Raw genomic sequence first — 23,462 nt, 5'->3', positions numbered from 1 at the left:
CGGGCGTATGCGGAACCTGACATCACGTGTGATGACCGGATTGGTGCTGGTCCTGTTCTATCTGACCCTGCTGCCCTTCGTCGCGCAGGGGTTTGACATGATCGGCGTCGGGCTGTCTGAGAGCGCGGCACAAAAAAGCTACTTGTTTGCCTATGACCAGAGTGTCGCTAATGCGGCGATGATGTTGCATATCCTTGCCGGAACGGTGTTGGTGGCTCTTGTGCCGCTGCAGCTGCTGAAAGGGCTTCGGCTGAAATACAATCGGTTTCACCGCGGCTTGGGTGTGGCTCTGATTGCGTCGGCTTTGATCACCGGGCTGGCAGGAATGACCTATATCCCCCTGCGGGGAACGATCGGTGGACCGATGATGTCTGCAGCGTTTTTCTTGTATGGGCTCTGCCTGTTCACTGCAGCTCTGATGGTGGCGCGCATGGCTGTAATCCCGGATCGTGCTGGCCATTGGGCATGGGGTCTGCGGCTGTTCTGGCTGGCGCTGGGGTCGTGGCTCTACCGTGTGCATTATACGGTTTGGTATCTGTTGACCGGCGGGTTGGGGTCAGAGCCTGATTTCTCGGGCCCTTTCGATCAGGTTCAGAACTTCGCGTTCTTCGTACCATACCTGCTGGCTACGCAGATTTGGATCGCGCGTTGCCGATCTGCTCATCGGGGGGCTCTGATCACAAATCCCTGATCTTGTCGGCGCGCAGCGGGCAGGCGAGGTAGACGCCAAATTCCTGACCGATATCAGCGCTGACGCGGGCGTGCACCGCACCCTGCCGATCGAGGAACCGCTGGTTGTCTTCAACCGGGAATATCCCCTCGTGCCAGATACCGGGATGGATATACAGCCCGCGCGAACCGTCGCACCAGAACGCCACCACCTTTTCTGGTGTCAGGTTGTCGCCGGGCAATGCAGCAGGAATGATGAAGGGCTTGTTGTCGAGCGGCCAGAACATCTGCCCGCCATCCGGGTGGTAGTTCATGTGCCACAGCAGCACCTGATCGCGGGGCGCTGTTTGGCGGCTTGTCTGTGCCTGCTGCGGATCGGTGGACCAGCCGAGGACATAGTGGCCATTGACCGCTTCGTTCTCGCCATAAAGTACGTCGCCCTTCCACTCACCACGAAAGGTGCCTTCGACCCAGCCGCCTTCGTCGCCGGTGCCTTCATCGATCGGCCGCCACCCCTGTTGTGGCCAGCGGGTGATCTCGATCTCGAACCCTTCGGGATCATCGACCAGACACCCATAGCCTTTGACCGAGGCGTCCGTCGCGCGGATCAGGGGAACCTCGTGCCAGGGCAACGACGGTTTGGTGCTGGCTTCAAAGATATATTCCGGGGCGTTCATGCGGCCTCCATGTGCTTGTCGACCATACGCTGCACCATCGGCGCAAAATGTGCAAAGTCAGGGGTTTCCATATCCGCGCGTTTTCCGGCCTCATCCAGATAGCGGACCTGAATGATCTCTTTCAGGTTCGGGTTGGCTTCGAATGCGGCAACTTCTTCGGCGCTCATCGGACCACCTTGCAGTTCCAACGTGTGAACCGATGCGGCGGACAGGCGATTGAAATACTCGGGTTTGGTGGCACAAAGATACCGCTTGGCCGCCACGTGATAGCGGCAGCAATCGGTGATGACCGAAGGGAAGAACTGCTCCAGTACCTCGGCGCCCGCGTCCTCATGATGACGGTCTTCGGTGTCATCCGGGTGGTAGGTGCCGAACTCGGATGTGAAATGGCCGATGTCGTGCAGCAAGGCGCCCACGATAATTTCCTCGGGCATCCCGTTCTGCTCGGCAATGGTGGCGCCTTGCAGCATGTGCTGGGCCATGGTGACAGGCTCGCCCAGATATTCTTCACCGCCGCGGCGCGCAAAGATGTCACCGATGAAGGCAACGATATTGTCCCGGTTCAGTGTCGAGAAATCGGGTTTCATTCCGCCGCCTCCGGATGCGCCATCTCCATCGCCGCCAGTGTGGACAGCAACCCGTCCTTGTCGGCGTAACATCCCTGCAACCAGCGCGATCCGGCCCCGGAATAGCCAAGCCGCGCGTGCAGGACGCGGGTGTTGTCGACGATAAAGCTTTCCCCCGGTTCCAGTTTGAACGACACGCCCATCGCCGGATCGTCGATGATATCTCCCAGTTGGCGATAGGCGGCGTAATAAGCCTCCATCTTGTCAAACGGCACATCCACAAAGGGGGCGGAAGAGCGGTTGTTGAAGCGGATGCCGATCAACTCACCATCCGGCGACAACTCGATCATCGGGCGGCGCGACCGCAGGCAGACCCCGTCCGAGCCCTTGTATTCGAACCGCGCCGGATATCCGGTCAGCAGGGCAAAGCCTTCGGGGTTTGCGTCACGCAGTTTTTCGATGGCGCGGAAGCCATCAACAACAATGGACTCCCCGCCTTCAGCCGAGTTTTCCAGACAATAGAGGATTTGCAAGGTCGGCACCGGGTCGCGATAGGGGTTGTCGGTATGCGCCTGAAGGCCAAGCCCGGTATAGGCAAGGTTGGTCGGGTTCACCTCGGTCCGCACCTCGAAATAGGGGCCATAATTGGTTTCGCGGACATAGCCGAACAGGTCAGCGACCTTCAGCAACGATTCAGGCTCGGTCGGGCCGCCGGTCAGCTTGGCAAAGCCGAACTCGGCCACAGCGGCCAGCCAATTGCGCTTGGCCGCCGGGCTGGCATGGACCTCGTTCCAATCGCCGCTGGGCGCGGCGATGCCACTTTCCCAGGTCGTGATGCCGGGGGCGATGCGACCCAGCGCAATGTCATGATCGCGGTCGTAGCTGTTTTCGGCCAACCAGTCCGCCGGGAAGGTAACGATTTTGCCCTCAGGCTGGAACGTGACTTGCAGGTCGCCCGCGACCACCTCGGCTGAACTGACCGAGATGTCGGCAGGAATATCGCCGATGGTTATCAGGCGCTGACCGTTGCCCGGCGCGCGGGTATCAGCGTCCAGCGCGTTGTCGCGCAGCCAGATGGCGTGGAAACGGGCCTTGGCCCCGGTGTCGAACGCGACTGTAACAATCGAGGTGTCGTGGGTGGCGGTGCGCAGCATTGGGGGTCTCCTGTTCGGCGCGAGCTTTGGTTGAGCAGATACGCCGTTCGTGGCATTACGACAATTAATCCTTATTTCGGCTGAGGCTTGGAAAAACTAATGGCTAAAAATAAGACCGGATTACCGCCGCTGGATTGGTTGCGTGTGTTCGAAGCCGCTGGGCGGCTTGGCGGGTTTTCGGCGGCTGCGAAAGAGTTCGGGTTGACGCAGGCCGCCGTCAGCCAAAGGATCGGCAATCTTGAGGCTTGGCTGGGCCGGTCCCTGTTTGTGCGCGAGGCGCGCGGCGTGTCACTGACGGTCGAAGGCGAAAGCTATCTGCCGCTGGTGCAGGACAGCCTGCTGGCGTTGGAACGCAACACTGAGGATCTGTTTGGAAAATCGCCACGCGAACTCAGGGTCGCCGGGTTGTCATCAAACATCCACGCCCTTGTTGTACCAGCCCTGCCTGTGTTCCGAAATCTGCGCCCCGAGGTGCGGGTGATGACCGACTCGGTTGCGCGCCGGTCGTCGCTGGATGAGGAACGCACCTGGCTGCAAATCCGCTATGGTCGCGGCGTGTGGACCGGGCGCGACGCGGCATTGATCGCGCGCGAGGTGCTGGTGCCGATGGCCGCACCGGGCGTTGAATGGGGTGCCCCCCTGATCGATCTGCGCGGCGAGCGTCCGGGCTGGCGCGAGTGGGTCCGGAAATGCGGGCATGGCGACGTCGCGCTATCACATGTCAGTTTCGATTCGATGGAACATGCCGTTTCGGCGGCAAGGCGCGGGATGGGGGTTGTGCTGGGCTCGGTTCCGCTGGCGTCCGGTGATCTAAGGGATGGCCGGTTGCGCAGGTTAGAGCTGCCAGAGCTGCAAACCAAGGACGGGTATTGGCTGACATGGCCCGAAGATCGGGTGCAGTCCAGAAAACAGCGCGCCCTGATCGATGATTTTCTGAAGGCCCTGCGCGGCTGAGGGCCTAGAAATCGATGGCGATGCCTTTCTTTTCCCAATCGCCGTAACGGGCGGGGTCCAGCCCATCGCGCCCTCCCAGTTCCTTGGGCATTTCCCTGGCCTCGGCCTGGGCTTTTTGGCGGCGTTCTTCCGCTTCGGCCAGCGCGCGTTGGGCGGCGGGGGGCAGGTCTTTGCGGTCGTCACTCATGACATCGGGTTCCTTTCCGTGCATAGCCTTGATATACGCCCGCGTCCGCCAATGGCAATGCGGGCACAGGTCACATGAAGGCAGTACCATGACAAACAGCGCGACAGCAGCACGGCGCAGCGCAATCTATCTATTGGATCAGGTTCTGGGTGAAGGCCGCCTGTTGTCTGAATGCCTGGCCGCGGGTGCTTTGGATCGGTTGGGGCCAGAGGATCGCGCGCGTGCCCAGCGGCTGGCATCCGAAACCCTGCGTGGGCTGGAACGGGCCGACCGTCTGCTGGACAACCACCTGAACCGAACGCCCGCCCTGACCGTACACAACGCGCTGAGGCTGGGCGCGGTCGAACTGTGCAACGGGGAAGCCGCGCATGGGGTGGTGAACTCCATGGTTGAAATCATCAGCCGCTCGCGCAAGCACGGGCGTCTGAAAGGGCTGGTGAATGCCGTTTTGCGCAAGGTGGCGTCCGAGGGTCCCGAGGCATGGCCGAAAATGCGTGTCCCGCGCCTGCCGGAGTGGCTGCGGGACCCCCTGATCGCGGCGTGGGGTGCCGAAGCGGTTGCCGGAATGGAACAGGCGCATTTCGCGGGCGCACCACTGGACCTTACCCTGAAGCCAGGGGCAGAAGGCCCTCCGGGCGAAAAGCTGCCCACCGGGTCTGTGCGTATTCTGGATGCGGGTCAGGTCTCGGCCTTGCCGGGATACAAGGATGGGGGTTGGTGGGTGCAGGACGCGGCAGCCGCGCTGCCGGTGCGTGTTCTGGCACCGAAGGCGGGCGAAAAGGTGTTGGACCTTTGCGCGGCACCGGGCGGTAAAACCATGCAACTGGCTGCGGCGGGCGCGGATGTGACGGCGCTGGATGTATCCGCGGCGCGCACCGAACGCGTGCGCGAAAACCTCGCCCGGACCGGGTTGCAGGCAGAAGTCATCGTGGGTGACGCGCTGGACCATCAGGGTCAGTACGACGCGATTTTGCTGGACGCGCCCTGCTCGGCCACGGGTACGATCCGCAGGCATCCTGACTTGCCCTTTGCCAAGGATGGCTCGGAATTTGGCGGATTGATCGAATTGCAGGCGCAGATGCTGGCCCACGCATGGACGCTGCTGAAACCTGGCGGGCGGCTGGTCTATTGCACCTGCTCGCTTTTGCCGGATGAGGGCGAGGTTCAGATCGAAGACGCGCTGGGCATGTATCCGGACATGCGTGTTGATCGCGAGGCACTGAAGCTCTCCGGCATCGAAGACAATTGGATCACCGAGGAAGGCGGCCTGCGTCTGCGGCCCGACTACTGGCCCGATCGAGGGGGTATGGACGGGTTCTATATCGCCTGCCTGAACAAATCCGCCTGAGCGCACGCTTTTCGATGACTTGACGATCGGCGCGGTCTATCGTTGGGTCTCAAGCGCCAGCAGAGCGCAAGGGGCAGAGTAACACGCGCATGTCAAATTCGGACACCATGGCCAGTCGGTGGATGCGGTTTCAAAACCGTTTCTACGCGCGTCTCAGCCAACGGCAAAAGGCCGCCACGGGGTTTGTTGCGCAACCTCAGCCGCGCACCGTTGGTTCGTTTGCGCGCGGGCGGCAGCTGGTTGCGGGGAATCTCTTGTTCGCCGGCTATCTGGTCGAGGCAGACGATACAGCGTTGTGGGATGTTGTTGCCCCCAGCGCCGGCTTTGACGAGGAACGCCATGGTTTTGCATGGCTGGATGATCTGGCCGCTGTCGGTGATATGCGCGCACGAGAAAAAGCGCAGCGCTGGGTCTGGGGCTGGATCGAGGCGCATGGCCGCGGGCAGGGCCCGGGCTGGGTACCTGACCTGACCGGGCGGCGGGTGATGCGCTGGATCAACCATGCACTCTTTCTGCTGCGCGGGGCAGATGAAAAGCAAAGCAAACTGTTCTTTCGATCTTTGGCGCAGCAAACATGGTTCCTGTCCAAACGCTGGCAGGCCGCGACGCCCGGGTTGCCGCGTTTCGAGGCGCTGGCCGGTCTTGTGCAAGCCGGATTGGCGCTGGAGGGGTTGGAGCAGATGGCCGATCCGGCCCTGCGGGCTTTGGCTGGCGAGTGTGACCGGCAGGTGGACGCACAGGGCGGTATTCCAACACGCAACCCGGAAGAGCTGCTTGAAGTGTTCATGCTGCTCAGCTGGACGTCGGCGGCGCTCAGCGACCTTGGCCGCGGCACACCCGTTGCGCAGGCCAATGCGATCAAGCGGATCGCACCGACCTTGCGCAGTCTGCGCCATGCGGATGGCGCGCTGGCGCGGTTTCACGGCGGTGGGCGCGGGGTCGAAGGGCGGCTGGAACAGGCGCTTGCGCAAAGTGGCGTCAAGCACAAGGCGGCGACCGAATTGCCAATGGGCTATGCCTGCCTGTCCGCAGCGCGCACCACGGTGATCGTGGATGCCAGCGCGCCGCCGTCCGGAGCGGCTTCATTCAACGCGCACGCATCCACGCTGGCGTTCGAGCTGACCTCGGGGCGCCGCCCTTTGATCGTGAATTGTGGATCGGGGGCTAGTTTTGGGCTGGATTGGCGCCGCGCCGGGCGTGCGACCCCATCTCACTCAACCCTGTGTCTGGACGGGTTCTCGAGCGCGCGGTTGGCCAACCCGTTGCCGGGTCGCGAAAGTCAGGCGCTGGTCGACGCGCCGCGGGACGTTCCGGTCGATTTTGAAGATGCGTTCGAAGGCATCCGTTTCATGGCCGGGCATGACGGATATGTTAAAGTCTTCGGGCTGACCCACGCGCGCACATTCGAATTGCGCTTTGACGGGCGTGAGCTGACGGTCGAGGATATTCTGCTGACCGCAACCGACAAGGCCAAGCGTCAGTTCGACAGGGCGATGGACGCCTCGGGCCTCAAGGGCATTGGCTATGACATCCGTTTTCATCTGCATCCTGACGTTGATGCTGCGCTGGATCTGGGCGGGGCGGCAGTGTCGATGGCGCTCAAAAGCGGCGAGATCTGGGTTTTCCGCCATGATGGTGTGGGAAAATTATCCGTCGAACCAAGTGTTTACCTTGAAAAAGGCCGTTTAAAGCCACGCGCGACAAAACAGATCGTTCTATCTGGCCGCGCAATGGAGTATGCGACGCGCATCCGGTGGACGCTGAGCAAGGCGCAGGATACAGCCTATGCCGTGCGCGATACGCACCGGGACGAGCCCAAGTTTGACTGACGCCAAAAGGACCTTTGGACCCATGACCGACCTTCACCCCGTGCGCCGCGCGTTGCTTTCCGTTTCCGACAAGACCGGGCTGATCGAGCTGGGCAAGGCGCTGTCCGAGCGCGGGATCGAATTGCTGTCGACTGGCGGCACTGCCAAGGCGCTGCGCGATGCAGGGCTTGAGGTGCGCGATGTCAGCGAAATTACCGGGTTCCCCGAGATGATGGATGGCCGGGTCAAGACGCTGCACCCGATGGTGCATGGCGGGTTGCTGGCGCTGCGCGACAATGACACCCACGTCGCGGCGATGGAGGAACATGGCATCGGTGCCATCGACCTGCTGGTCGTGAACCTCTACCCGTTCGAGGCAACCGTCGCTAAGGGCGCGGGTTATGACGAATGTATCGAGAATATCGACATCGGTGGCCCGGCGATGATCCGCGCGGCCTCAAAAAACCATGCCTTCGTGAACGTGGTGGTGGATGTCGAGGATTATTCCTCCCTGCTGGATCAGCTGGAAGAAAACTACGGCAAGACATCCTATGGCTTCCGCCAGTGGCTGGCGCAAAAGGCCTATGCACGAACAGCGGCTTATGACACCGCCGTGTCGAACTGGATGGCCGATGCGCTGCAACTGGACGCCCCAAAGCGCCGCGCATTTGCCGGTGAGTTGAAGCAGACCCTGCGGTATGGCGAAAACAGCCACCAGCAGGCAGCGTTCTATACGGACGGCACCAACCGCCCCGGCGTCGCCACCGCCGTTCAGCATCAGGGCAAGGAACTGAGCTATAACAACATCAACGACACAGATGCGGCTTTTGAGCTGGTGGCCGAGTTTGATCCGGCGAAAGGCGCGGCTTGCGCCATCATCAAGCACGCCAACCCTTGCGGTGTAGCCACAGGTGCAACCCTTCTTGAGGCGTACAAGGCGGCATTTGACTGCGACCGCACCTCGGCTTTTGGTGGCATTGTTGCGCTGAACCAGCCGCTGGATGAAGAAACAGCGCAAGAGATTACGGGCATCTTCACCGAGGTTGTAATCGCCCCCGGTGCCTCGGACGAGGCCAAGGCGATTTTTGCCGCCAAGAAAAACCTGCGCCTGCTTACGACCGAGGCGCTGCCGGATGTAACCGAAGGTGGCAAAACCGTCCGTCAGGTGGCCGGCGGGCTGTTGGTGCAGGACAAGGATAACGGCTTTGTCGGCATGGACGACCTCAAGGTCGTGACCAAGAAAGCCCCGACCGACGCGCAGATGCGTGACCTGTTGTTCGCGTGGAAAGTGGCCAAGCACGTCAAATCCAACGCCATCGTCTACGTCAAGGATGGCGCGACCGTGGGTGTTGGCGCGGGGCAGATGAGCCGAGTGGATTCGGCCCTGATCGCGGCCAAGAAAGCCGAACGTATGGCCGAAACGCTGGGCTTGCCGCAACCGCTGACCATCGGTTCCGCCGTGGCATCGGATGCGTTTTTCCCCTTCCCCGACGGGTTGATGGAAGCCGCCGAAGCGGGCGCGACCTGCGTCATTCAGCCGGGAGGGTCCATGCGCGACGATGAAGTGATCGCCGCAGCGGATGAGGCTGGTCTGGCGATGGTCTTCACCGGTATGCGTCATTTCCGTCACTGATGCGGTCACGCCTGCTTCTCTGGGCGGCCTTGGCCGCCTTCGCGATCGACCAGATCAGCAAATATCTGGTCGTTCACGTCCTGCGCGTGGCTGAACGGCCCGACGGTATCGATGTTCTGCCACCGCTGCTGGTGTTCAAATACGGCGAGAATCGGGGCATCAATTTCGGCCTGTTTCAGGGCGACTCTGAGGCTGCGCGCTGGTTTTTGATCGGTGTGTCCGTGGTGATCTGCATCGGTGTGCTTGTCTGGCTTGGTCGTTCGACGCGTTCGAAATTCATGTTGTTCTGTGGCGGCATGCTGATCGGCGGAGCGCTTGGGAATGTGGTCGACCGGCTTCTTTATGGGTTTGTTCTGGATTTCCTGAACATGTCCTGCTGTGGCATCAACAACCCGTTTGTGTTCAACTTGGCGGATGTGTTCATATTCGCCGGAGCGCTGGGGCTGGTTTTGTTTGACGGCAAAAAGCCCTCGTGACGCGCGGAATGATATGCGATAAAAGCGCCTGAAACAGGCTGGAGACACCAATGCGGATGCCGCGCGCCATATTTGTTCTGACAGTTGCCGCTGCGGTTGCGGCATGTTCGAATCCCGGACTGCGGGATCTGGCGCCTCCGGGACAGGGTCCGGATGAGTTTTCGGTATTGCCGGTCAAGCCGCTGACCCAGCCTCAGGATTACGCGTTCCTGCCGGCACCGACGCCGGGTGGTGGAAATCTGACAGACCCGACCCCTCAGGCCGATGCGGTGATCGCGCTGGGCGGTAATGCCGCCGCCCTGAACCCCAATGCCGGTGTGCCGTCGTCGGATGCAGCGCTTGTGACGGCGTCCAGCCGTTATGGCGTGCCAGCCGATGCACGGCAAGTGGTCGAAGCCGAGGATGCCGCGTTCCGCAAACGCCGGGGCCGCTGGACCGGTCTGCGCCTGTTCCCCGTCGACCGCTATAATCAGGTCTACGAACGCCAGTCGATCGATCCGTATTCGGAAACCGATGCCGCCCGCCGGGCCGGGGTCGAAACCCCGACCTCGCCCCCGAATGAATAATTCTTAACTTTCCGTCATCGGGCTTGAACCCGGGCCGCACCACCGTAGTTTGAATACTATAAAACGAAACGGAGGATGCCCCATGGTTCGGGCCCTGGCCTTGTCGGCTGCCCTGATCGCCACCACCCCGGCTTTTGCCGGGGGCGGGAAAGAAGCGGTCACCACATTCACTTTGGACAACGGCATGAATGTCGTCGTGGTCGAAGACCATCGCGCGCCTGTCGTGCAGCACATGGTCTGGTACCGCGCCGGATCGGCGGATGAGCCGATCGGATCGTCGGGTGTCGCGCATTTTCTTGAACACCTGTTGTTCAAGGGCACAGATACTTTGGCGCCAGGTGAGTTCTCGGCTACCGTCGCGGCCAATGGCGGCAACGATAACGCGTTCACCTCGTATGATTACACTGCCTATTTCCAGCGCGTCGCCGCCGACCGGCTTGAGTTGATGATGCGCATGGAATCGGACCGTATGCGGAACATACGCCTGAGCGATGAGGATATCGTGACCGAGCGCGATGTGATCCTTGAGGAACGCAACCAGCGCACCGAAAACAACCCGCGCGCCCTGTTCGGCGAACAGATGAGCGCGGCACAATACCTCAATCACCGTTATGGCGTGCCGATCATCGGCTGGAAGCACGAGATGGAAGAACTGGAACTGGAAGACGCGCTGTCTTTCTACCAGACCCACTACGCGCCCAATAACGCCATTCTGGTTGTCACCGGAGACGTTGATCCCGCCGAGGTTCGCACTCTGGCCGATCAGTATTACGGTGTGATTCCCGCCAATGCGGATTTGCCGGAACGGGTCCGGTCGCAGGAACCCCCGCAAACCGCCGAACGTCGTCTGACTTTCAAGGACCCTCGCGTGGCGCAGCCCTACATCCAGCGCAGTTACCTGGCGCCGGAACGCGATCCGGGCGATCAGGAAAAGGCGGCAGCCCTGTTTCTGTTGGCGGAACTTCTAGGGGGCAGCACGACCTCTTACCTGAACGAAAAGCTGCAATTTGATCAGAAAATGGCTGTTTATACCGGGGCGTTCTACCGTGACGTGTCGCTGGATGACACAACATTCGATCTGCTGGTCGTTCCCGCCGAAGGGGTTTCCCTGCAAGAGGCCGAAGATGCCATGGACCAGGCCGTGGCCGATTTCATTGCCGAAGGTGTCGACGAGGACGATCTGAACCGCATCAAGATGCAGTTGCGGGCCGCGCAGACCTATGCGCGCGACAATGTGGACGGGATCGGCAACCGCTATGGGCGCGCCCTGACCAGCGGCCTGACAATACAGGACGTGCAGGCATGGCCTGATATTCTTCAGGCTGTGACCGGCGACGAAATCATCGCCGCCGCCCGCGATGTTCTGCAACCCGAGGCGTCGGTCACCGGCTGGCTGATGCGCGATGATGAGGTAACGCAATGAAACGGTTTCTCGCAACGCTGATTGCCTGTCTGGTTGCTCTGCCTGCCTTGGCCGAGATCGAGATTGAAGAAGTGACCTCACCCGGCGGGATCACCGCATGGCTGGTCGAGGATCACTCGATCCCTTTCACCGCGCTCGAGCTGCGCTTTCGTGGCGGTACGTCGCTGGACGACCCGGACAAGCGCGGCGCCGTCTATCTGATGAGCGGGCTGATCGAGGAAGGGTCCGGTGAAATGGACGCGCGGACCTATGCGCGCGAGCTTGAGGCGCTGGCCGCATCGTTCCGCTATAACGCCGGTGACGACACGGTTTCGATTTCCGCACGTTTTCTGACCGAAAACCGGGATGAGGTTGCCGACCTGCTGCGTGAGACGATTCACGAACCACGCTTTGATCAGGACGCGGTTGACCGTGTGCGCGCACAAATCCTGTCCGGGCTGCGATCAGATCAGACCGACCCGAACGAGATTGCAGGCCGCAGCTTTGCCCAGATGGCCTATGGCGATCACCCTTATGGTTCCGAAGGCAAGGGCACGATCGAAAGCGTCTCGGCGCTGACACGGGATGATGTGGTAACGGCGTATGAAAGCGTTTTTGCCAAGGATCGTCTTTATGTGGGGGCCGTCGGCGATATCACGGCCGAAGAACTGGGCGCATTGCTGGACACATTGCTCGCCGACCTGCCGGAAACGGGCAAGCCCATCCCGGGCAAGGCCAACGTGACCATCTCCGGCGGGATCAGTGTTGTCGAGTTTGACACCCCGCAATCCGTGGCGCTGTTTGGCCATGCCGGAATAGATCGGGACGATCCTGATTTCTTTGCCGCCTATATCCTGAACCACATCCTGGGCGGTGGCGGGTTCGAAAGCCGTCTGATGCAGGAGGTGCGCGAAAAGCGTGGCCTGACCTATGGGGTTGGAACCTATCTTGTGCCCAAGGATCTGGCCTCGGTTTACCTGGGGTCGGTGTCATCGGCCAATGACCGCATTGCCGAGGCGATAGAGGTTATTCGCAACGAATGGGCGCATGCTGCCACCGAAGGGGTGACGCAGAAGGAACTGGACGATGCCAAGACCAATCTGACTGGCGCTTATCCGCTGCGCTTTGATGGCAACGGGCAGATTGCCGGGATCATGGTGGGGATGCAGATGGAAGGATTGCCCATCGATTATATCGCCACCCGCAATGACAAGGTGAACGCGGTCACACTGGAAGACGTGAACCGCGTTGCATCCGAACTGTTGGACCCGGACGGCCTGCATTTCACTGTTGTTGGAAAGCCGGTTGGGCTGGAAACTACCAACTGAACTGCAAGGGGTGAGTTGCGGCTCACCCCTTTTTCATACTCCGCAGCATATCGCCCATCATCTGGCCGAACTTGCCCGATCCGCGCTGATAAAGTGCCCCATCCACGGCCAGAACCGTGCCGCTGATATAGCTGGCCAGATCCGAGCTGAGGAACAGGCAGGCATTGGCCACGTCCTGCGGCTGGCCCCAGCGGCCCAACGGCACGTCGCGGCGCAGTTCTTCGTGGGCGTTTTTGGTGGGCGCTAGGCGTTTCGCACCTTCGGTGCCTTCGATGAACCCCGGCACAACCGAGTTCACCCTGATCCCTTCGACACCCCATTCCATCGACAGCGTGCGAGTGATCTGATCCACCCCCGCCTTAGCGGCGCAGACATGGGCTTGACCCTCATAAGGCAGATAAGATTGCGGGGCCGAGATATTGATGATGCTGGCACCGGGGCGTTTGAGGAACGGATACGCCCCTTTCATCACGTGGATCGTGCCCATCAGGTCGATATCGATCACGGTCTTGAACGCGTTGACCGACATCTCGGACGCCAGCGCCGGGAAGTTGCCCGCCGCGCCCGAGATCAGCACATCGAAATCCCCAAAGGCGTCATGGAATTGCTTCAGCCCCGCCGCCACAGCGTCGGCATCACGCACATCAAACGCAGCCCCAATCGCATCCTGTGCGCCTGCGGCTTTCAGCGCGGCGATGGTGTCATCGACCTTTTCCCGCGACCGGCTGGCCACGGCCAGTTTGGCACCCGAGGCCGCAAAAGCCTCGGCAATGCCGCGATTGATACCGCTGGTTCCGCCAATCACGATGACGGTTTGTCCTGAAAAATCCATGTAACGCCCTTTATCTTTGATCTACTGGGTGAGCGCCATTCTCTTGACTGAGTTCGTTGCGCATCTCCTCAATCATCGGAAGCACAAGAGTTTCGCGATTTGCGAGTAAGAATACCAAGCACGCAAATGCGCCGACCAAAGAAAAAATCACCAAACGAGCGATAGAAGTCCGATTGGTTTTCTCAGTCGGTAGTACCAAAGTAAACGCTCCCTTGGCGGGAGCCCTACTCGCCGTAGGGCACCCAGATGTTTTTCACTTCTGTTGCAGCCTGAAGGAAGCGGCGGGAATGGTCCATGCTCCAGTCAAATGCCGTCGCGTTATTGACCCAGGTCCGCTTCAGGTTCCCGGCTGAAACGACCTCGATCTCTTTCGACAGGTCGGTGGACGAAAACGACCAGACCGCGTCGACATTCAGATGCGAGGCCAGCGGTTTCGCCAGTTCCGCATGGCTGCCCGTCAGGATGTTGACCACACCGGCAGGGACGTCCGAAGTCTCAAGGATCTGGTAGAAATCCGTCGCCGCCAGCGGGTAGGGCTCAGAAGCCACCAGAACCGTCCGGTTGCCCATCGCAATCGCAGGCGCCATGGCCGAGACCAGACCCAGCAGCGGTGCCTCATCCGCGCAAAGCGCACCGATCACGCCAACGGGTTCCTTCATGGCGATGGCCACGCCCCGGATCGGAACACCATGGACCTGGCCGTCATACTTATCGGCCCAGGCGGCGGCAGTGAACAGGCGTTGGATCGAAGCCTCGACTTCTTTCGCGCCGTCTTTCCTGCCGGTCATGGCGTCGATCCGCGCCGCGAATTCACCGGCGCGGGCCGAGAGGTTTTCGCCGATGTAATACAGGATCTGGGCCCGCAGATGGCCGGTGGTTCTGGACCAGCTTTTGGCACCTGCCGCAGCCTCGACCGCGTTGCGCACGTCCTTGCGGTTGGCAAGACCCACATGGCCCAGCAGGCCGGACTTGCCCCAAACCGGTTTCGAATAACCACCATCGGGTCGCGCCTGCTTGCCGCCGACATACAACTTGGCAGTGCGGTCAATCGGGTCGACCGGTGCCCCTTCGCCCATGGCTGCCTCGACCTTTGCCAGCGGCTTGGCCTTACCCTTGGGTCTGGTATAGGCGGTCAGCCCTTCCCAACCACCTTCGCGGCCAAAGCCGCTTTCGCGGACCCCGCCGAACCCGGCAGCAGCGTCAAACAGATTGGTGGCATTCACCCAGACGACGCCCGCAACCAGCTTGGGCGCGATATCCAGCGCAAGGTTCACATTCTCGGTCCAGACGGTCGCCGCCAGACCATACCGGGTGTTGTTGGCCAGCTCGACGGCCTCTTCCGGTGTGCGGAAAGTCGAAGACACCAGCACCGGACCAAAGATCTCTTCCTGCATCAACGGGTCCGAGGTCTCGAGCCCCGAGATCAGTGTCGGCGGGTAGTAGCAGCCGTGTGCGGGAAGATCGCAGGCAGCTTGATGCACATGGCCCGCTGTGTTGCTTTCGACCATTCCTTTGATGGTCTGCAACTGAACCGGGTCCACAACCGCGCCCACGTCGATACATTTGTCCAGCGGATTGCCGACGCGCAGCGTGTCCATCCGGGCGCGCAGCTTGTCGTGGAAACGGTCGGCGATGCCTTCCTGCACCAGCAGGCGCGAACCTGCACAGCAGACCTGACCCTGATTGAACCAGATCGCATCCACCAGCCCTTCGATGGCCGAGTCGATATCGGCGTCATCAAACACGATGTACGCGGATTTGCCACCCAGCTCCAATGTCAGTTCCTTGCCAGATCCGGCAGTGGCCTCACGGATGCGGCGGCCCACAACAGTCGAGCCGGTAAAGGCAATCTTGTCCACGTCCGAGGCCACGATCATCTCGCCCACGGCACCGTCTCCGGTGACGATGTTGACGACACCTTTCGGCAGACCGGCCTGTGTGCAGATATCGGCAAATAACAGCGCCGTCAGCGAGGTATATTCAGCGGGTTTCAGAACCACCGTATTTCCCATTGCCAGCGCAGGCGCGATCTTCCACGCCAACATCAGCAGGGGGAAGTTCCACGGGATGATCTGGCCGCACACACCCAGCGCTTCGGCGTCGGGCAGCTCGCTTTCCATCAGCTGCGCCATGCCGGCGTGATAATAGAAATGCCGCTGCGCCAGCGGAATATCGATGTCACGCGATTCCCGGATCGGTTTGCCGTTGTCGAGGCTTTCCAGCACCGCAAACAGACGCGAATGCTTTTGCAGCAGTCGCGCAATTGCATAGAGATACCGCGCACGGCCCGCGCCGCCCAGTTTCTCCCATTTCGGCTGAGCCTTGCGCGCGGCGGCAACAGCGGCGTCCACGTCGGCCTGCTTGGCCTGCGTCAGCTTGGCCAGAACCTCCCCGGTCGCCGGGTTGCGGCTGTCAAACCCTTTGCCCGGCTTAGTGAAAGCACCGTCGATATAGTGTCCGAACTTGTCGCCCTGATCGACCAGCCAGGCCAGTGCCTCGGCGGCGCTTTCAGGGGCGGGGCCGTATTCCATGGTCTCAAAAATCTCTTTGACTGTCATGACTTCATCTTTTCCCAAATACTCACTGTCCAGACATACCCACGGGCTCAGCCCATCGAGTGTCTGTAACCAGCCGAGTAAGCCCCGGTGACATAGTGTTCCAACTGCCGCTCGATATCGCCCAGCAACGATGAGGCGCCAAAGCGGAACAGATCCGGTTCCAGCCAGCGGTCGCCCAGCTCGTCCTTGATCAGCGACAGATAAACCAGCGCGTCCTTGGCTTTCGAAATACCACCTGCAGGCTTGTAGCCGACCCGATATCCGGTGCGGTCATAGTAATCGCGGATCGCGCGGATCATCACCAGCGACACGGGCAGGGTGGCGTTGACGCTTTCCTTGCCGGTCGAGGTCTTGATGAAATCCGCCCCGGCCATCATGCACACCAGCGAGGCGCGCGCGACATTGCGCAGGCTACCCAATTCTCCGGTCGCAAGAATGGCTTTGACATGGGCATCGCCACAAGCCACGCGGAACGCCTTCATCTCATCATACAGGGCCTGCCAGTCCCCCGACAGCACGTGACGGCGCGAGATTACGATGTCGATTTCCTCGGCCCCGGCCTTCACGCTTTCCTCGATCTCGGCCACGCGCAGATGGAACGGGGACAGGCCTGCGGGAAAGCCGGTGGACACGGCAGCGACCGGAATGCCAGTGCCTTTCAGGGCGTCCACGGCGGTTTCGATCATGTCGTGATAGACACAAACCGCCCCGGTCGTAATCGGCGGCATGTCCAGCGCCTGAAGGACCGAAGGCGCAACCGGCTGACGGGCCTTTGCACACAGGCGGCGCACACGGCCCACCGTATCATCGCCCGACAGCGTGGTCAGGTCGATCATCGTGACGGCTTTCAGCAGCCACGCAGCCTGATATTCCTTCTTGACCGAACGGCGGCCCGGCAATGTGGCCGCACGGCGTTCAATCGCGGAAGTATTGGCCTGAACGGCGCGCACCCAGTCCAGATCCAGTTCCATTCCGGGGTTCCGGGGTTCGGTCACTTGCGGCAGATGCGCGGTGCGCACGGGGCTTTCTGAGCTCTGCGTATCCATGGTTACGTCCTTTGGGAGGTTTGCGACAAAATCGCACGGGTGGCCCGGGAATGGAAGGTGTTCCAGCGCAATGATCGAATATTTTTGACCATTTGGACAAATAACAGAGGTTTTCTTGCGAATAATTCTCATTAGCGTTGACTTAGTTGCGAATGGTTCTCATATTTGATCCAACACGTATCTAAATCGAGGTTGGAAATGATTCGTCGGCATTGCCTTGCATTTTTGGCTCTGGCCCTTTCGGTGCCAGCCATGGCTTTTGCCGGGGCACCGCTGAAAGTGGTGGCCACGACGGGCATGATTGCAGATGCGGCCCGTCAGGTCGGCGGTGATCTGGTTGAGGTCAGAGGGCTTATGGGCCCCGGCGTTGATCCCCATGCCTATCGCCAGACGCGCAGCGATATTGTTGCGATGACACGGGCAGACCTGGTTCTGTGGCACGGCCTGTATCTCGAAGCGCAAATGGAAGACTTCTTTCATGACCTCGTGCGGAAACGGACCGTCATTGCGGTTGCAGAAGGCGTAGATCAGTCCATGCTGCGTGCGCATGATGATTATGCCGACAAGTATGATCCGCATGTCTGGATGACACCCGCGCTGTGGCGCGAGGTTGTTCTGGAAGTGCAGCGCGCGCTGACGGAGGCACGCCCCGAAGCAGCTGAGGTTTTTGCCGCCAATGCACAAGCCCATCTGGCGGACATAGATCGTCTGACGGCCTATGCCGAGGAAACCCTGTCTTCGGTACCGGATCACAACAAGGTTCTGGTCACCGCCCACGACGCCTTTGGCTATTTCGGTGAAAGTTTCGGGTTCGAGGTTCTGGGCATTCAGGGCATCTCGACCCAATCCGAGGCGGGCCTGAACCGGATCGGAGAGTTGGTTGACCTGTTGGTTGATCGCCGGATCACGGCGGTCTTCGTCGAAAGCTCGGTTTCTGACCGGTCGATCCGCGCGCTGATCGAAGGGGCCGCCGCCAAAGGGCACGAGGTGAAGGTCGGGGGCGAGTTGTTCTCGGACGCCATGGGCGAGGATGGCACCTACGAAGGCACTTACATCGGGATGCTGGATCACAATATCACCGTCATCGCAGGCGCATTGGGCGGAGAAGTTCCCGATCGCGGCATGAACGGCAAACTGTCAGCAGGGTTCTGAGAGATGCTGGGGCTGATCAGCAACGAAGGTGTGACGATCCAGGAACAAAACCTGGATAACAGCCCTCTGGCTGTGCGGGGCCTGACGGTTTCCTACGGGCAGAAGCCAGCGGTCTTTTCGGTTGATATGACGGTTGAGCCCGGCGCGATGACCGCCATTATCGGGCCAAACGGCGCTGGAAAGTCAACGCTGCTCAAGGCGGCGCTTGGCATCGTTACGCCTTTGTCGGGGCAGGTGACCGTATTTGGTCAGCCGCTGAATTCGCAACGCGCACGTGTTGCCTATGTTCCCCAGCGTGCCAGTGTGGACTGGGATTTCCCGACACGTGTGATCGACGTGGTTCTGATGGGTCTGTCGCGTGAACTGGGCCTGTTGGGCCGCTTGCGCGCGCGCCACAAGGCCCGTGCGATGGATTGCCTGAACCGTGTGGGAATGCGCGATTTCGCGGATCGCCAGATTGGCCAGCTGTCCGGTGGCCAGCAACAGCGTGTGTTTCTGGCGCGTGCTCTGGCTCAGGATGCTGATCTGTACCTGCTGGACGAGCCGTTTGCCGGTGTCGACGCCGCCACCGAAAAAGCCATCATCGCGGTGCTGAAATCCCTGAAAGAGGCCGGTAAGACAGTTGTTGTCGTGCATCACGATCTGGCCACCGTGACCGACTATTTCGACTACGTTTTCCTGATCAATACCCGCAAGGTGGCCGAAGGGCCGGTGGCCGAGGCGTTCACGGCGGAATCGCTGCAATCGGCCTATGGTGGCAGGTTGGCAACGGCGCAGATCGATCAGATTTCACGCGCGCTGGGATAGTTCATGCTTTGGGATGCTCTGACCCTTCAGCTTGGCTATAACGCCACGCTGGTTGCCATCGGTGCGACATTGCTGGGCGTGTCGGCGGGCGTGACGGGGACATTCCTGTTTCTGCGCAAGCGCGCCCTTGTCAGCGACGCAATCAGCCATGCAACCCTGCCGGGCGTCTGTATCGCTTACATGGTGCTGGTCGCGCTGGGCGGGGACGGGCGCAACCTGCCGGGCCTTTTGGTGGGGTCCGCTATTTCCGCCTGGGTTGGTCTGTTGTGCATGAATTGGCTGACACGGCGCACCCGCCTGGCCGAGGACGCCGCGATCGGTGCGGTTCTGTCCGTGTTCTTCGGCTTTGGGATCGTGCTGCTGACGGTCATCCAGACCATGGGGGTTGGCCGTCAGGCCGGGCTGGAAGGTTTCCTGTTGGGTTCAACCGCCGGAATGCTGTGGGCCGATGCGGTGATCATCGCACTTGGTGGCGCCTTGACCTTGGCTCTGGTGCTGATCATCCGCCGTCCGATGACCCTTGTCGCATTCGATCCCGAATACGCAGCGGCGCGCGGGTTGCCAGTGCATCGTATCGACCTGGCCATGATGGGGCTGGTCATGGCCGTGACCGTGGTCGGTCTGAAAATCGTCGGCCTGATCCTGATCGTGGCGTTGCTGATCATTCCGGCGGTGACCGCCCGGTTCTGGTCTGACCGCTCGGAACGCGTTGTTCTGCTGGCCGGGTTGGCAGGTGGACTAGCCGGATTTATCGGCGCTGCCATATCCGCATCTGCGCCCAATCTTCCAACCGGCCCGATCATCGTACTGGTCAGCTTTGCCTTTTTCCTCGCCTCCCTCTTCTTCGCCCCGATGCGTGGCGTTCTGGCGGCGGTGCTGCGGCATCTGCGGTTTCAGCGCCGGGTGCATATTCGTCAGGGACTTCTGGCGCTGGCACAAGGGCAGAAGATCTATGAACCCCTGACCCTGCGTTTGCTGCGGCGTGCCGGGCTGGTCCGGGCGGATGGCGTGGCGACGGACACCGGCAAGGCCCGCGCGGCCAAGGCCCTGCGGGATGAAAAGCGATGGGAAATCGTGCGCGCCGATCAGGCGCACGAGGCGACAGCTGCGCTTTATGACGGGTTGCGTGATATCGAGACCGTTCTGACACGCGACCAGATTGATGAGATCGACCGCCAGATTGGCGGACCGCAGGGGATACCGGCATGAGTGGTGAAGAATTCGTCCCGCTGTCTCTGACACCGCTGCTGATCGGAACATTTGCGGCCATCGCCTGTGCCTTGCCCGGCAACTTTCTTGTGTTGCGAAAACAGGCGCTGATCGGCGATGCGATCAGCCATGTAGTGCTGCCGGGTATCGTTGTTGCGTTTCTGCTGACAGGTGCCATATCCACCTGGCCGATGATGTTGGGTGCGGCTGGGGCCGCGGTTCTGGCTGTTGTCCTGATCGAGGCCATTCGCCGACTGGGGCAGATCGAACCCGGGGCCGCCATGGGCGTGGTCTTTACCACCATGTTCGCAGCAGGCGTCCTGCTGCTTGAGCAGACGGATACGTCAACCGTGCATCTGGATGTGGAACATGCGCTTTACGGCAATCTCGAAAGCCTGATCTGGCTGGACGCGACCGGGTGGTCCTCGTTGCTGGACGCTCATGCCCTTGCCGGATTGCCCCCGGAACTGCCCCGTATTGCGCTGACACTGGTGGGTGTGATGCTGTTTACATGGCTGTTCTGGCGGCCGCTGAAAATATCCACCTTTGACGAAGGTTTCGCCCGCACGATTGGTATTCGCACGGGACTTCTGGGCATGGCGCTCGTCATCACTGCGGCCATCGCGGCGGTCGCCGCCTTCGACGCGGTAGGCTCGATCATCGTGATTGCGATGTTTATCTGCCCGCCGGCATCTGCGCGGATGCTGACCAACCGGCTTGAGGCGCAGATTGGCTGGAGTGTCGTGATCGCTATAACCTCTGCCGTGACAGGGTATGTGCTGGCAGGCTACGGACCCCTGTGGCTGGGTGCAGCGGATGCGGTCAGTGCGGCGGGGATGATCGCAACGATGTCCGGGCTGATCCTGGCACTGGCGGCCATGTTTGGCCCATGCCGCACACGAGTTGGTGTTCAGACATCAGCCTGAGACGGCATTTTCCTGCCGCAGATGCCTATGCGTCATCGGCCAAACTCTGCCCAGATGCCGTTAAGGTTAATCTTAAGCAGATTTTTGGGAAGTCTCGTGCTAGAGGCTGCCCATTGATTAGCTGAACACACCACTCACTCTGGTAGGCCCGGATGGTACGGAATGGGGATTCATTCACGGCCATCCGGGCGCCCCTTTCCGATCAGAAGACATGCTCAAACCGGTGGCAGAATCGTGCGCGGTTGTGCTAGGTCTAGGGGTATGGCGCAAACAAACCCCAATATCAGCGAAAATCGCCCCGTGATCAGACAGCTTGACGATGCTGCCATCAACCGTATTGCGGCGGGTGAAGTGGTGGAACGCCCGGCCTCGGCGGTCAAGGAACTGGTCGAGAATGCACTTGATGCCGGGGCCGCGCGTGTAGCCGTCGAAATCGCCGACGGGGGAAAGACACTGATCCGCGTGACCGACGATGGCTGCGGTATCCCGGCCCAAGATTTGCTGCTTGCCCTGTCGCGCCACGCCACATCAAAGATCGACGGATCGGACCTGCTGAATATCCACACCTTCGGGTTTCGAGGCGAAGCCTTGCCCTCGTTGGGGGCTGTCGGACGCCTGACCATAACCAGTCGCGTGCCCGGTGCGGACGCGGCGCAGATCCATGTTGCAGGTGGCAAGACGGGTTCGGTCAAGCCTGCAGCCCTGCGCGCGGGCACGGTGGTCGAGCTGCGCGATCTGTTCTTCGCCACCCCCGCCCGGCTGAAATTCATGCGCACCGACCGGGCCGAGGCGCAGGCGATCACGGACATGGTGAAACGGCTGGCGATGGCCGAACCATCCGTCACATTTACCCTGCGCGATGTCTCGGGCGGTGGCGAAGGCCGTGTGATCTTCCGCGCGGATCGCGAGAATGGCGACCTGTTTGACGCCCTGCACGCCCGTCTTGCCCGTGTGATCGGGCGCGAGTTTGCCGAGAATGCGCTGCGGATCGATGCCACGCGCGACGGTCTCAGGCTTTTTGGCTATGCGGCCCTGCCGACCTATTCCCGTGGCGCTGCGGTGGCGCAGTACCTTTTTGTCAACGGGCGTCCCGTGCGGGACAAGATGCTGACCGGTGCTTTGCGGGCGGCTTATTTCGATTTCCTCAGCCGGGACCGTCACCCGGCGGCGGCATTGTTCATCGACTGCGACCCGACATTGGTTGACGTGAACGTTCATCCCGCCAAGTCCGAGGTCCGGTTCCGCGATCCCGGCGTTGCACGCGGGCTTATCGTATCCAGCCTGCGCCACGCTTTGGCCGAGGCAGGGCATCGTGCGTCATCGACCGTGGCCAATGCGACCCTGGGTGCAATGAGACCGGAGCCTGCGCAGTCTGCACCAGCGCGGGTCTATCAGATGGATCGCCCGTCGCCCGCAGCGCGCCAGGCCGCGTACCGGGCGCAGGCTCCGGGTTTTGCGGAACTGGCGCATGATTACAGCGGCAGCATTGTCGATCCGACCCCGGTTGCACCCGTATCACAGGGTCAGGAGCCCGGTGCGCAGAATCTTCCGCTGGGTGCTGCGCGCGGGCAGGTGCATGAAAACTACATCATCGCCCAGACTGCCGATGGAATGGTGATCGTTGATCAGCACGCCGCGCATGAACGGCTGGTCTATGAGAAGCTGAAAACACAGATGGCCGAGACGGGCGTCGCGGCGCAGGCACTTTTGATCCCTGAGATTGTTGAGTTGTCCGAAGGCGACTGCGCCCGTCTGATGGCGGTCTGTGATGATCTGTCCCGTTTGGGGCTGACCATCGAACCCTTTGGCGGAGGCGCCATTGCCGTGCGCGAAACCCCGGCCGTTCTGGGCGAGGTCGATGCGCGCGCGATGATCCTGGATATCCTCGACGAACTGGCCGATCAGGGCGAAACCCAGATGGTGCAGGCAAGGATCGAGGCGATCCTCAGCCGGGTTGCCTGCCACGGCTCGGTCCGGTCCGGCCGCCGGATGCGGGCCGAGGAAATGAACGCCCTGCTGCGCGAGATGGAGGCGACGCCGCATTCCGGCCAGTGCAATCACGGGCGACCCACATATGTGGAACTGAAGCTAAGCGATATCGAACGCCTGTTCGGGCGCAGTTGATTTGGTGTCAAACAGGCCTTAAGAAGACAGAAACAAAACG

The 23,462-nt window shown here is 61.0% G+C and carries 21 protein-coding genes; 14 read left to right on the top strand and 7 right to left on the bottom strand.

All coding sequences use genetic code 11. The features are described from left to right. Window positions 1-7 precede the first annotated feature (7 nt). Window positions 8-691, top strand: a complete 684-nt coding sequence (locus ACR0AD_RS13110) for a DUF2306 domain-containing protein (protein ID WP_480487788.1) — start codon at window positions 8-10, stop codon at window positions 689-691. On the opposite strand, the gene ACR0AD_RS13105 is transcribed toward ACR0AD_RS13110, so the two are convergent. Genes ACR0AD_RS13105 through tmpA form a run of 3 tightly spaced genes read right to left on the bottom strand, consistent with a single transcriptional unit; the run spans window position 678 to window position 3,066 of the window. Then, window positions 678-1,346, bottom strand: coding sequence for an ureidoglycolate lyase (locus ACR0AD_RS13105; protein ID WP_267363508.1), 669 nt, complete (start codon window positions 1,344-1,346; stop codon window positions 678-680). The two genes, ACR0AD_RS13110 and ACR0AD_RS13105, sit on opposite strands and share 14 nt — an antisense overlap. Further along, window positions 1,343-1,933, bottom strand: a complete 591-nt coding sequence (tmpB, locus tag ACR0AD_RS13100) for a (R)-1-hydroxy-2-trimethylaminoethylphosphonate oxygenase (protein ID WP_267363507.1) — start codon at window positions 1,931-1,933, stop codon at window positions 1,343-1,345. Before tmpB ends, ACR0AD_RS13105 begins: the two co-directional genes overlap by 4 nt. Beyond that, complete coding sequence (gene tmpA, locus ACR0AD_RS13095) at window positions 1,930-3,066, bottom strand: 2-trimethylaminoethylphosphonate dioxygenase (RefSeq protein ID WP_480487786.1); 1,137 nt, start codon at window positions 3,064-3,066, stop codon at window positions 1,930-1,932. Before tmpA ends, tmpB begins: the two co-directional genes overlap by 4 nt. A 99-nt stretch (window positions 3,067-3,165) precedes the next feature. On the opposite strand from tmpA, the gene ACR0AD_RS13090 reads away from it, so the two are divergent. After that, entirely contained in the window at window positions 3,166-4,020 is an 855-nt protein-coding gene (locus ACR0AD_RS13090) for a LysR family transcriptional regulator (protein ID WP_480487784.1), read from the top strand. A gap of 4 nt (window positions 4,021-4,024) precedes the next feature. Here the strand turns inward: ACR0AD_RS13090 and ACR0AD_RS13085 are convergent, their stop codons facing one another. Then, window positions 4,025-4,207: a DUF1674 domain-containing protein gene (locus tag ACR0AD_RS13085; protein WP_209505084.1), complete on the bottom strand. Its 183-nt coding sequence runs from the start codon at window positions 4,205-4,207 to the stop codon at window positions 4,025-4,027. 88 nt (window positions 4,208-4,295) lie between these two features. Here ACR0AD_RS13085 and ACR0AD_RS13080 point away from each other — a divergent pair, with 88 nt between their 5' ends. The 7 genes from ACR0AD_RS13080 to ACR0AD_RS13050 all read left to right on the top strand — a co-directional run bounded on the left by ACR0AD_RS13080 (window position 4,296) and on the right by ACR0AD_RS13050 (window position 12,768). Then, a complete protein-coding gene (locus ACR0AD_RS13080) occupies window positions 4,296-5,555 on the top strand; it encodes an RsmB/NOP family class I SAM-dependent RNA methyltransferase (protein ID WP_480487782.1) in 1,260 nt (419 codons plus the stop codon). An 89-nt stretch (window positions 5,556-5,644) separates the two neighbouring features. Then, window positions 5,645-7,384 carry a heparinase II/III family protein gene (locus tag ACR0AD_RS13075; RefSeq protein WP_480487781.1) on the top strand — a complete coding sequence of 580 codons (1,740 nt, stop codon included), beginning with the start codon at window positions 5,645-5,647 and terminating at the stop codon, window positions 7,382-7,384. A 22-nt stretch (window positions 7,385-7,406) separates the two neighbouring features. Continuing rightward, a complete protein-coding gene (gene purH, locus ACR0AD_RS13070; RefSeq protein ID WP_480487779.1) occupies window positions 7,407-8,996 on the top strand; it encodes a bifunctional phosphoribosylaminoimidazolecarboxamide formyltransferase/IMP cyclohydrolase in 1,590 nt (529 codons plus the stop codon). Next, window positions 8,996-9,472 (top strand): signal peptidase II, encoded by a 477-nt coding sequence (gene lspA / locus ACR0AD_RS13065; protein ID WP_480487777.1) that lies wholly within the window; start codon window positions 8,996-8,998, stop codon window positions 9,470-9,472. Before purH ends, lspA begins: the two co-directional genes overlap by 1 nt. Before the next feature lie 50 nt (window positions 9,473-9,522). Then, on the top strand, window positions 9,523-10,038 hold the full coding sequence (locus ACR0AD_RS13060) for a DUF3035 domain-containing protein (RefSeq protein WP_480482853.1): 516 nt from the start codon (window positions 9,523-9,525) through the stop codon (window positions 10,036-10,038). A gap of 82 nt (window positions 10,039-10,120) precedes the next feature. After that, the gene (locus ACR0AD_RS13055) at window positions 10,121-11,461 is read left to right on the top strand and encodes a M16 family metallopeptidase (RefSeq protein ID WP_480487775.1); all 1,341 of its coding nucleotides are present in this window, start codon (window positions 10,121-10,123) and stop codon (window positions 11,459-11,461) included. Next, window positions 11,458-12,768, top strand: a complete 1,311-nt coding sequence (locus ACR0AD_RS13050) for a M16 family metallopeptidase (RefSeq protein ID WP_480487774.1) — start codon at window positions 11,458-11,460, stop codon at window positions 12,766-12,768. Before ACR0AD_RS13055 ends, ACR0AD_RS13050 begins: the two co-directional genes overlap by 4 nt. A 22-nt stretch (window positions 12,769-12,790) precedes the next feature. Here the strand turns inward: ACR0AD_RS13050 and ACR0AD_RS13045 are convergent, their stop codons facing one another. From ACR0AD_RS13045 to deoC, 3 genes are all read right to left on the bottom strand, one after another. Next, window positions 12,791-13,600, bottom strand: a complete 810-nt coding sequence (locus tag ACR0AD_RS13045) for an SDR family oxidoreductase (RefSeq protein WP_480487772.1) — start codon at window positions 13,598-13,600, stop codon at window positions 12,791-12,793. Between the two features lie 224 nt (window positions 13,601-13,824). Continuing rightward, entirely contained in the window at window positions 13,825-16,158 is a 2,334-nt protein-coding gene (locus tag ACR0AD_RS13040; RefSeq protein ID WP_480487771.1) for an aldehyde dehydrogenase family protein, read from the bottom strand. A gap of 47 nt (window positions 16,159-16,205) precedes the next feature. After that, window positions 16,206-17,204: a deoxyribose-phosphate aldolase gene (deoC, locus tag ACR0AD_RS13035; RefSeq protein ID WP_480487769.1), complete on the bottom strand. Its 999-nt coding sequence runs from the start codon at window positions 17,202-17,204 to the stop codon at window positions 16,206-16,208. Between the two features lie 198 nt (window positions 17,205-17,402). Between deoC and ACR0AD_RS13030 the strand changes: the two genes are divergently transcribed. From ACR0AD_RS13030 to mutL, 5 genes are all read left to right on the top strand, one after another. After that, window positions 17,403-18,356: a metal ABC transporter solute-binding protein, Zn/Mn family gene (locus tag ACR0AD_RS13030; protein ID WP_480487767.1), complete on the top strand. Its 954-nt coding sequence runs from the start codon at window positions 17,403-17,405 to the stop codon at window positions 18,354-18,356. Between the two features lie 3 nt (window positions 18,357-18,359). After that, window positions 18,360-19,163 carry a metal ABC transporter ATP-binding protein gene (locus ACR0AD_RS13025; protein ID WP_480487765.1) on the top strand — a complete coding sequence of 268 codons (804 nt, stop codon included), beginning with the start codon at window positions 18,360-18,362 and terminating at the stop codon, window positions 19,161-19,163. Window positions 19,164-19,166: 3 nt separating this feature from the next. Further along, window positions 19,167-20,372, top strand: coding sequence for a metal ABC transporter permease (locus tag ACR0AD_RS13020; protein WP_480487763.1), 1,206 nt, complete (start codon window positions 19,167-19,169; stop codon window positions 20,370-20,372). Beyond that, window positions 20,369-21,298: a metal ABC transporter permease gene (locus ACR0AD_RS13015; RefSeq protein ID WP_480487761.1), complete on the top strand. Its 930-nt coding sequence runs from the start codon at window positions 20,369-20,371 to the stop codon at window positions 21,296-21,298. Before ACR0AD_RS13020 ends, ACR0AD_RS13015 begins: the two co-directional genes overlap by 4 nt. Window positions 21,299-21,559: 261 nt before the next feature. Continuing rightward, window positions 21,560-23,422 (top strand): DNA mismatch repair endonuclease MutL, encoded by a 1,863-nt coding sequence (mutL, locus tag ACR0AD_RS13010; protein WP_480487760.1) that lies wholly within the window; start codon window positions 21,560-21,562, stop codon window positions 23,420-23,422. The last annotated feature ends 40 nt before the right edge of the window (window positions 23,423-23,462 follow it).

Source organism: Ruegeria sp. BH8, assembly GCF_056538065.1.
The sequence above is the reverse complement of the archived record's forward strand: the minus strand, read 5'-3'. Positions and strand labels throughout refer to the sequence as shown.

Bases quoted from the DNA above. Each gene is read 5' to 3' on its own strand.
- ACR0AD_RS13110 (WP_480487788.1), top strand. From the start codon at position 8: ATGCGGAACCTGACATCACGTGTGATGACCGGATTGGTGCTGGTCCTG.
- ACR0AD_RS13105 (WP_267363508.1), bottom strand. From the start codon at position 1,346: ATGAACGCCCCGGAATATATCTTTGAAGCCAGCACCAAACCGTCGTTG.
- tmpB (WP_267363507.1), bottom strand. From the start codon at position 1,933: ATGAAACCCGATTTCTCGACACTGAACCGGGACAATATCGTTGCCTTC.
- tmpA (WP_480487786.1), bottom strand. From the start codon at position 3,066: ATGCTGCGCACCGCCACCCACGACACCTCGATTGTTACAGTCGCGTTC.
- ACR0AD_RS13090 (WP_480487784.1), top strand. From the start codon at position 3,166: ATGGCTAAAAATAAGACCGGATTACCGCCGCTGGATTGGTTGCGTGTG.
- ACR0AD_RS13085 (WP_209505084.1), bottom strand. From the start codon at position 4,207: ATGAGTGACGACCGCAAAGACCTGCCCCCCGCCGCCCAACGCGCGCTG.
- ACR0AD_RS13080 (WP_480487782.1), top strand. From the start codon at position 4,296: ATGACAAACAGCGCGACAGCAGCACGGCGCAGCGCAATCTATCTATTG.
- ACR0AD_RS13075 (WP_480487781.1), top strand. From the start codon at position 5,645: ATGTCAAATTCGGACACCATGGCCAGTCGGTGGATGCGGTTTCAAAAC.
- purH (WP_480487779.1), top strand. From the start codon at position 7,407: ATGACCGACCTTCACCCCGTGCGCCGCGCGTTGCTTTCCGTTTCCGAC.
- lspA (WP_480487777.1), top strand. From the start codon at position 8,996: ATGCGGTCACGCCTGCTTCTCTGGGCGGCCTTGGCCGCCTTCGCGATC.
- ACR0AD_RS13060 (WP_480482853.1), top strand. From the start codon at position 9,523: ATGCGGATGCCGCGCGCCATATTTGTTCTGACAGTTGCCGCTGCGGTT.
- ACR0AD_RS13055 (WP_480487775.1), top strand. From the start codon at position 10,121: ATGGTTCGGGCCCTGGCCTTGTCGGCTGCCCTGATCGCCACCACCCCG.
- ACR0AD_RS13050 (WP_480487774.1), top strand. From the start codon at position 11,458: ATGAAACGGTTTCTCGCAACGCTGATTGCCTGTCTGGTTGCTCTGCCT.
- ACR0AD_RS13045 (WP_480487772.1), bottom strand. From the start codon at position 13,600: ATGGATTTTTCAGGACAAACCGTCATCGTGATTGGCGGAACCAGCGGT.
- ACR0AD_RS13040 (WP_480487771.1), bottom strand. From the start codon at position 16,158: ATGACAGTCAAAGAGATTTTTGAGACCATGGAATACGGCCCCGCCCCT.
- deoC (WP_480487769.1), bottom strand. From the start codon at position 17,204: ATGGATACGCAGAGCTCAGAAAGCCCCGTGCGCACCGCGCATCTGCCG.
- ACR0AD_RS13030 (WP_480487767.1), top strand. From the start codon at position 17,403: ATGATTCGTCGGCATTGCCTTGCATTTTTGGCTCTGGCCCTTTCGGTG.
- ACR0AD_RS13025 (WP_480487765.1), top strand. From the start codon at position 18,360: ATGCTGGGGCTGATCAGCAACGAAGGTGTGACGATCCAGGAACAAAAC.
- ACR0AD_RS13020 (WP_480487763.1), top strand. From the start codon at position 19,167: ATGCTTTGGGATGCTCTGACCCTTCAGCTTGGCTATAACGCCACGCTG.
- ACR0AD_RS13015 (WP_480487761.1), top strand. From the start codon at position 20,369: ATGAGTGGTGAAGAATTCGTCCCGCTGTCTCTGACACCGCTGCTGATC.
- mutL (WP_480487760.1), top strand. From the start codon at position 21,560: ATGGCGCAAACAAACCCCAATATCAGCGAAAATCGCCCCGTGATCAGA.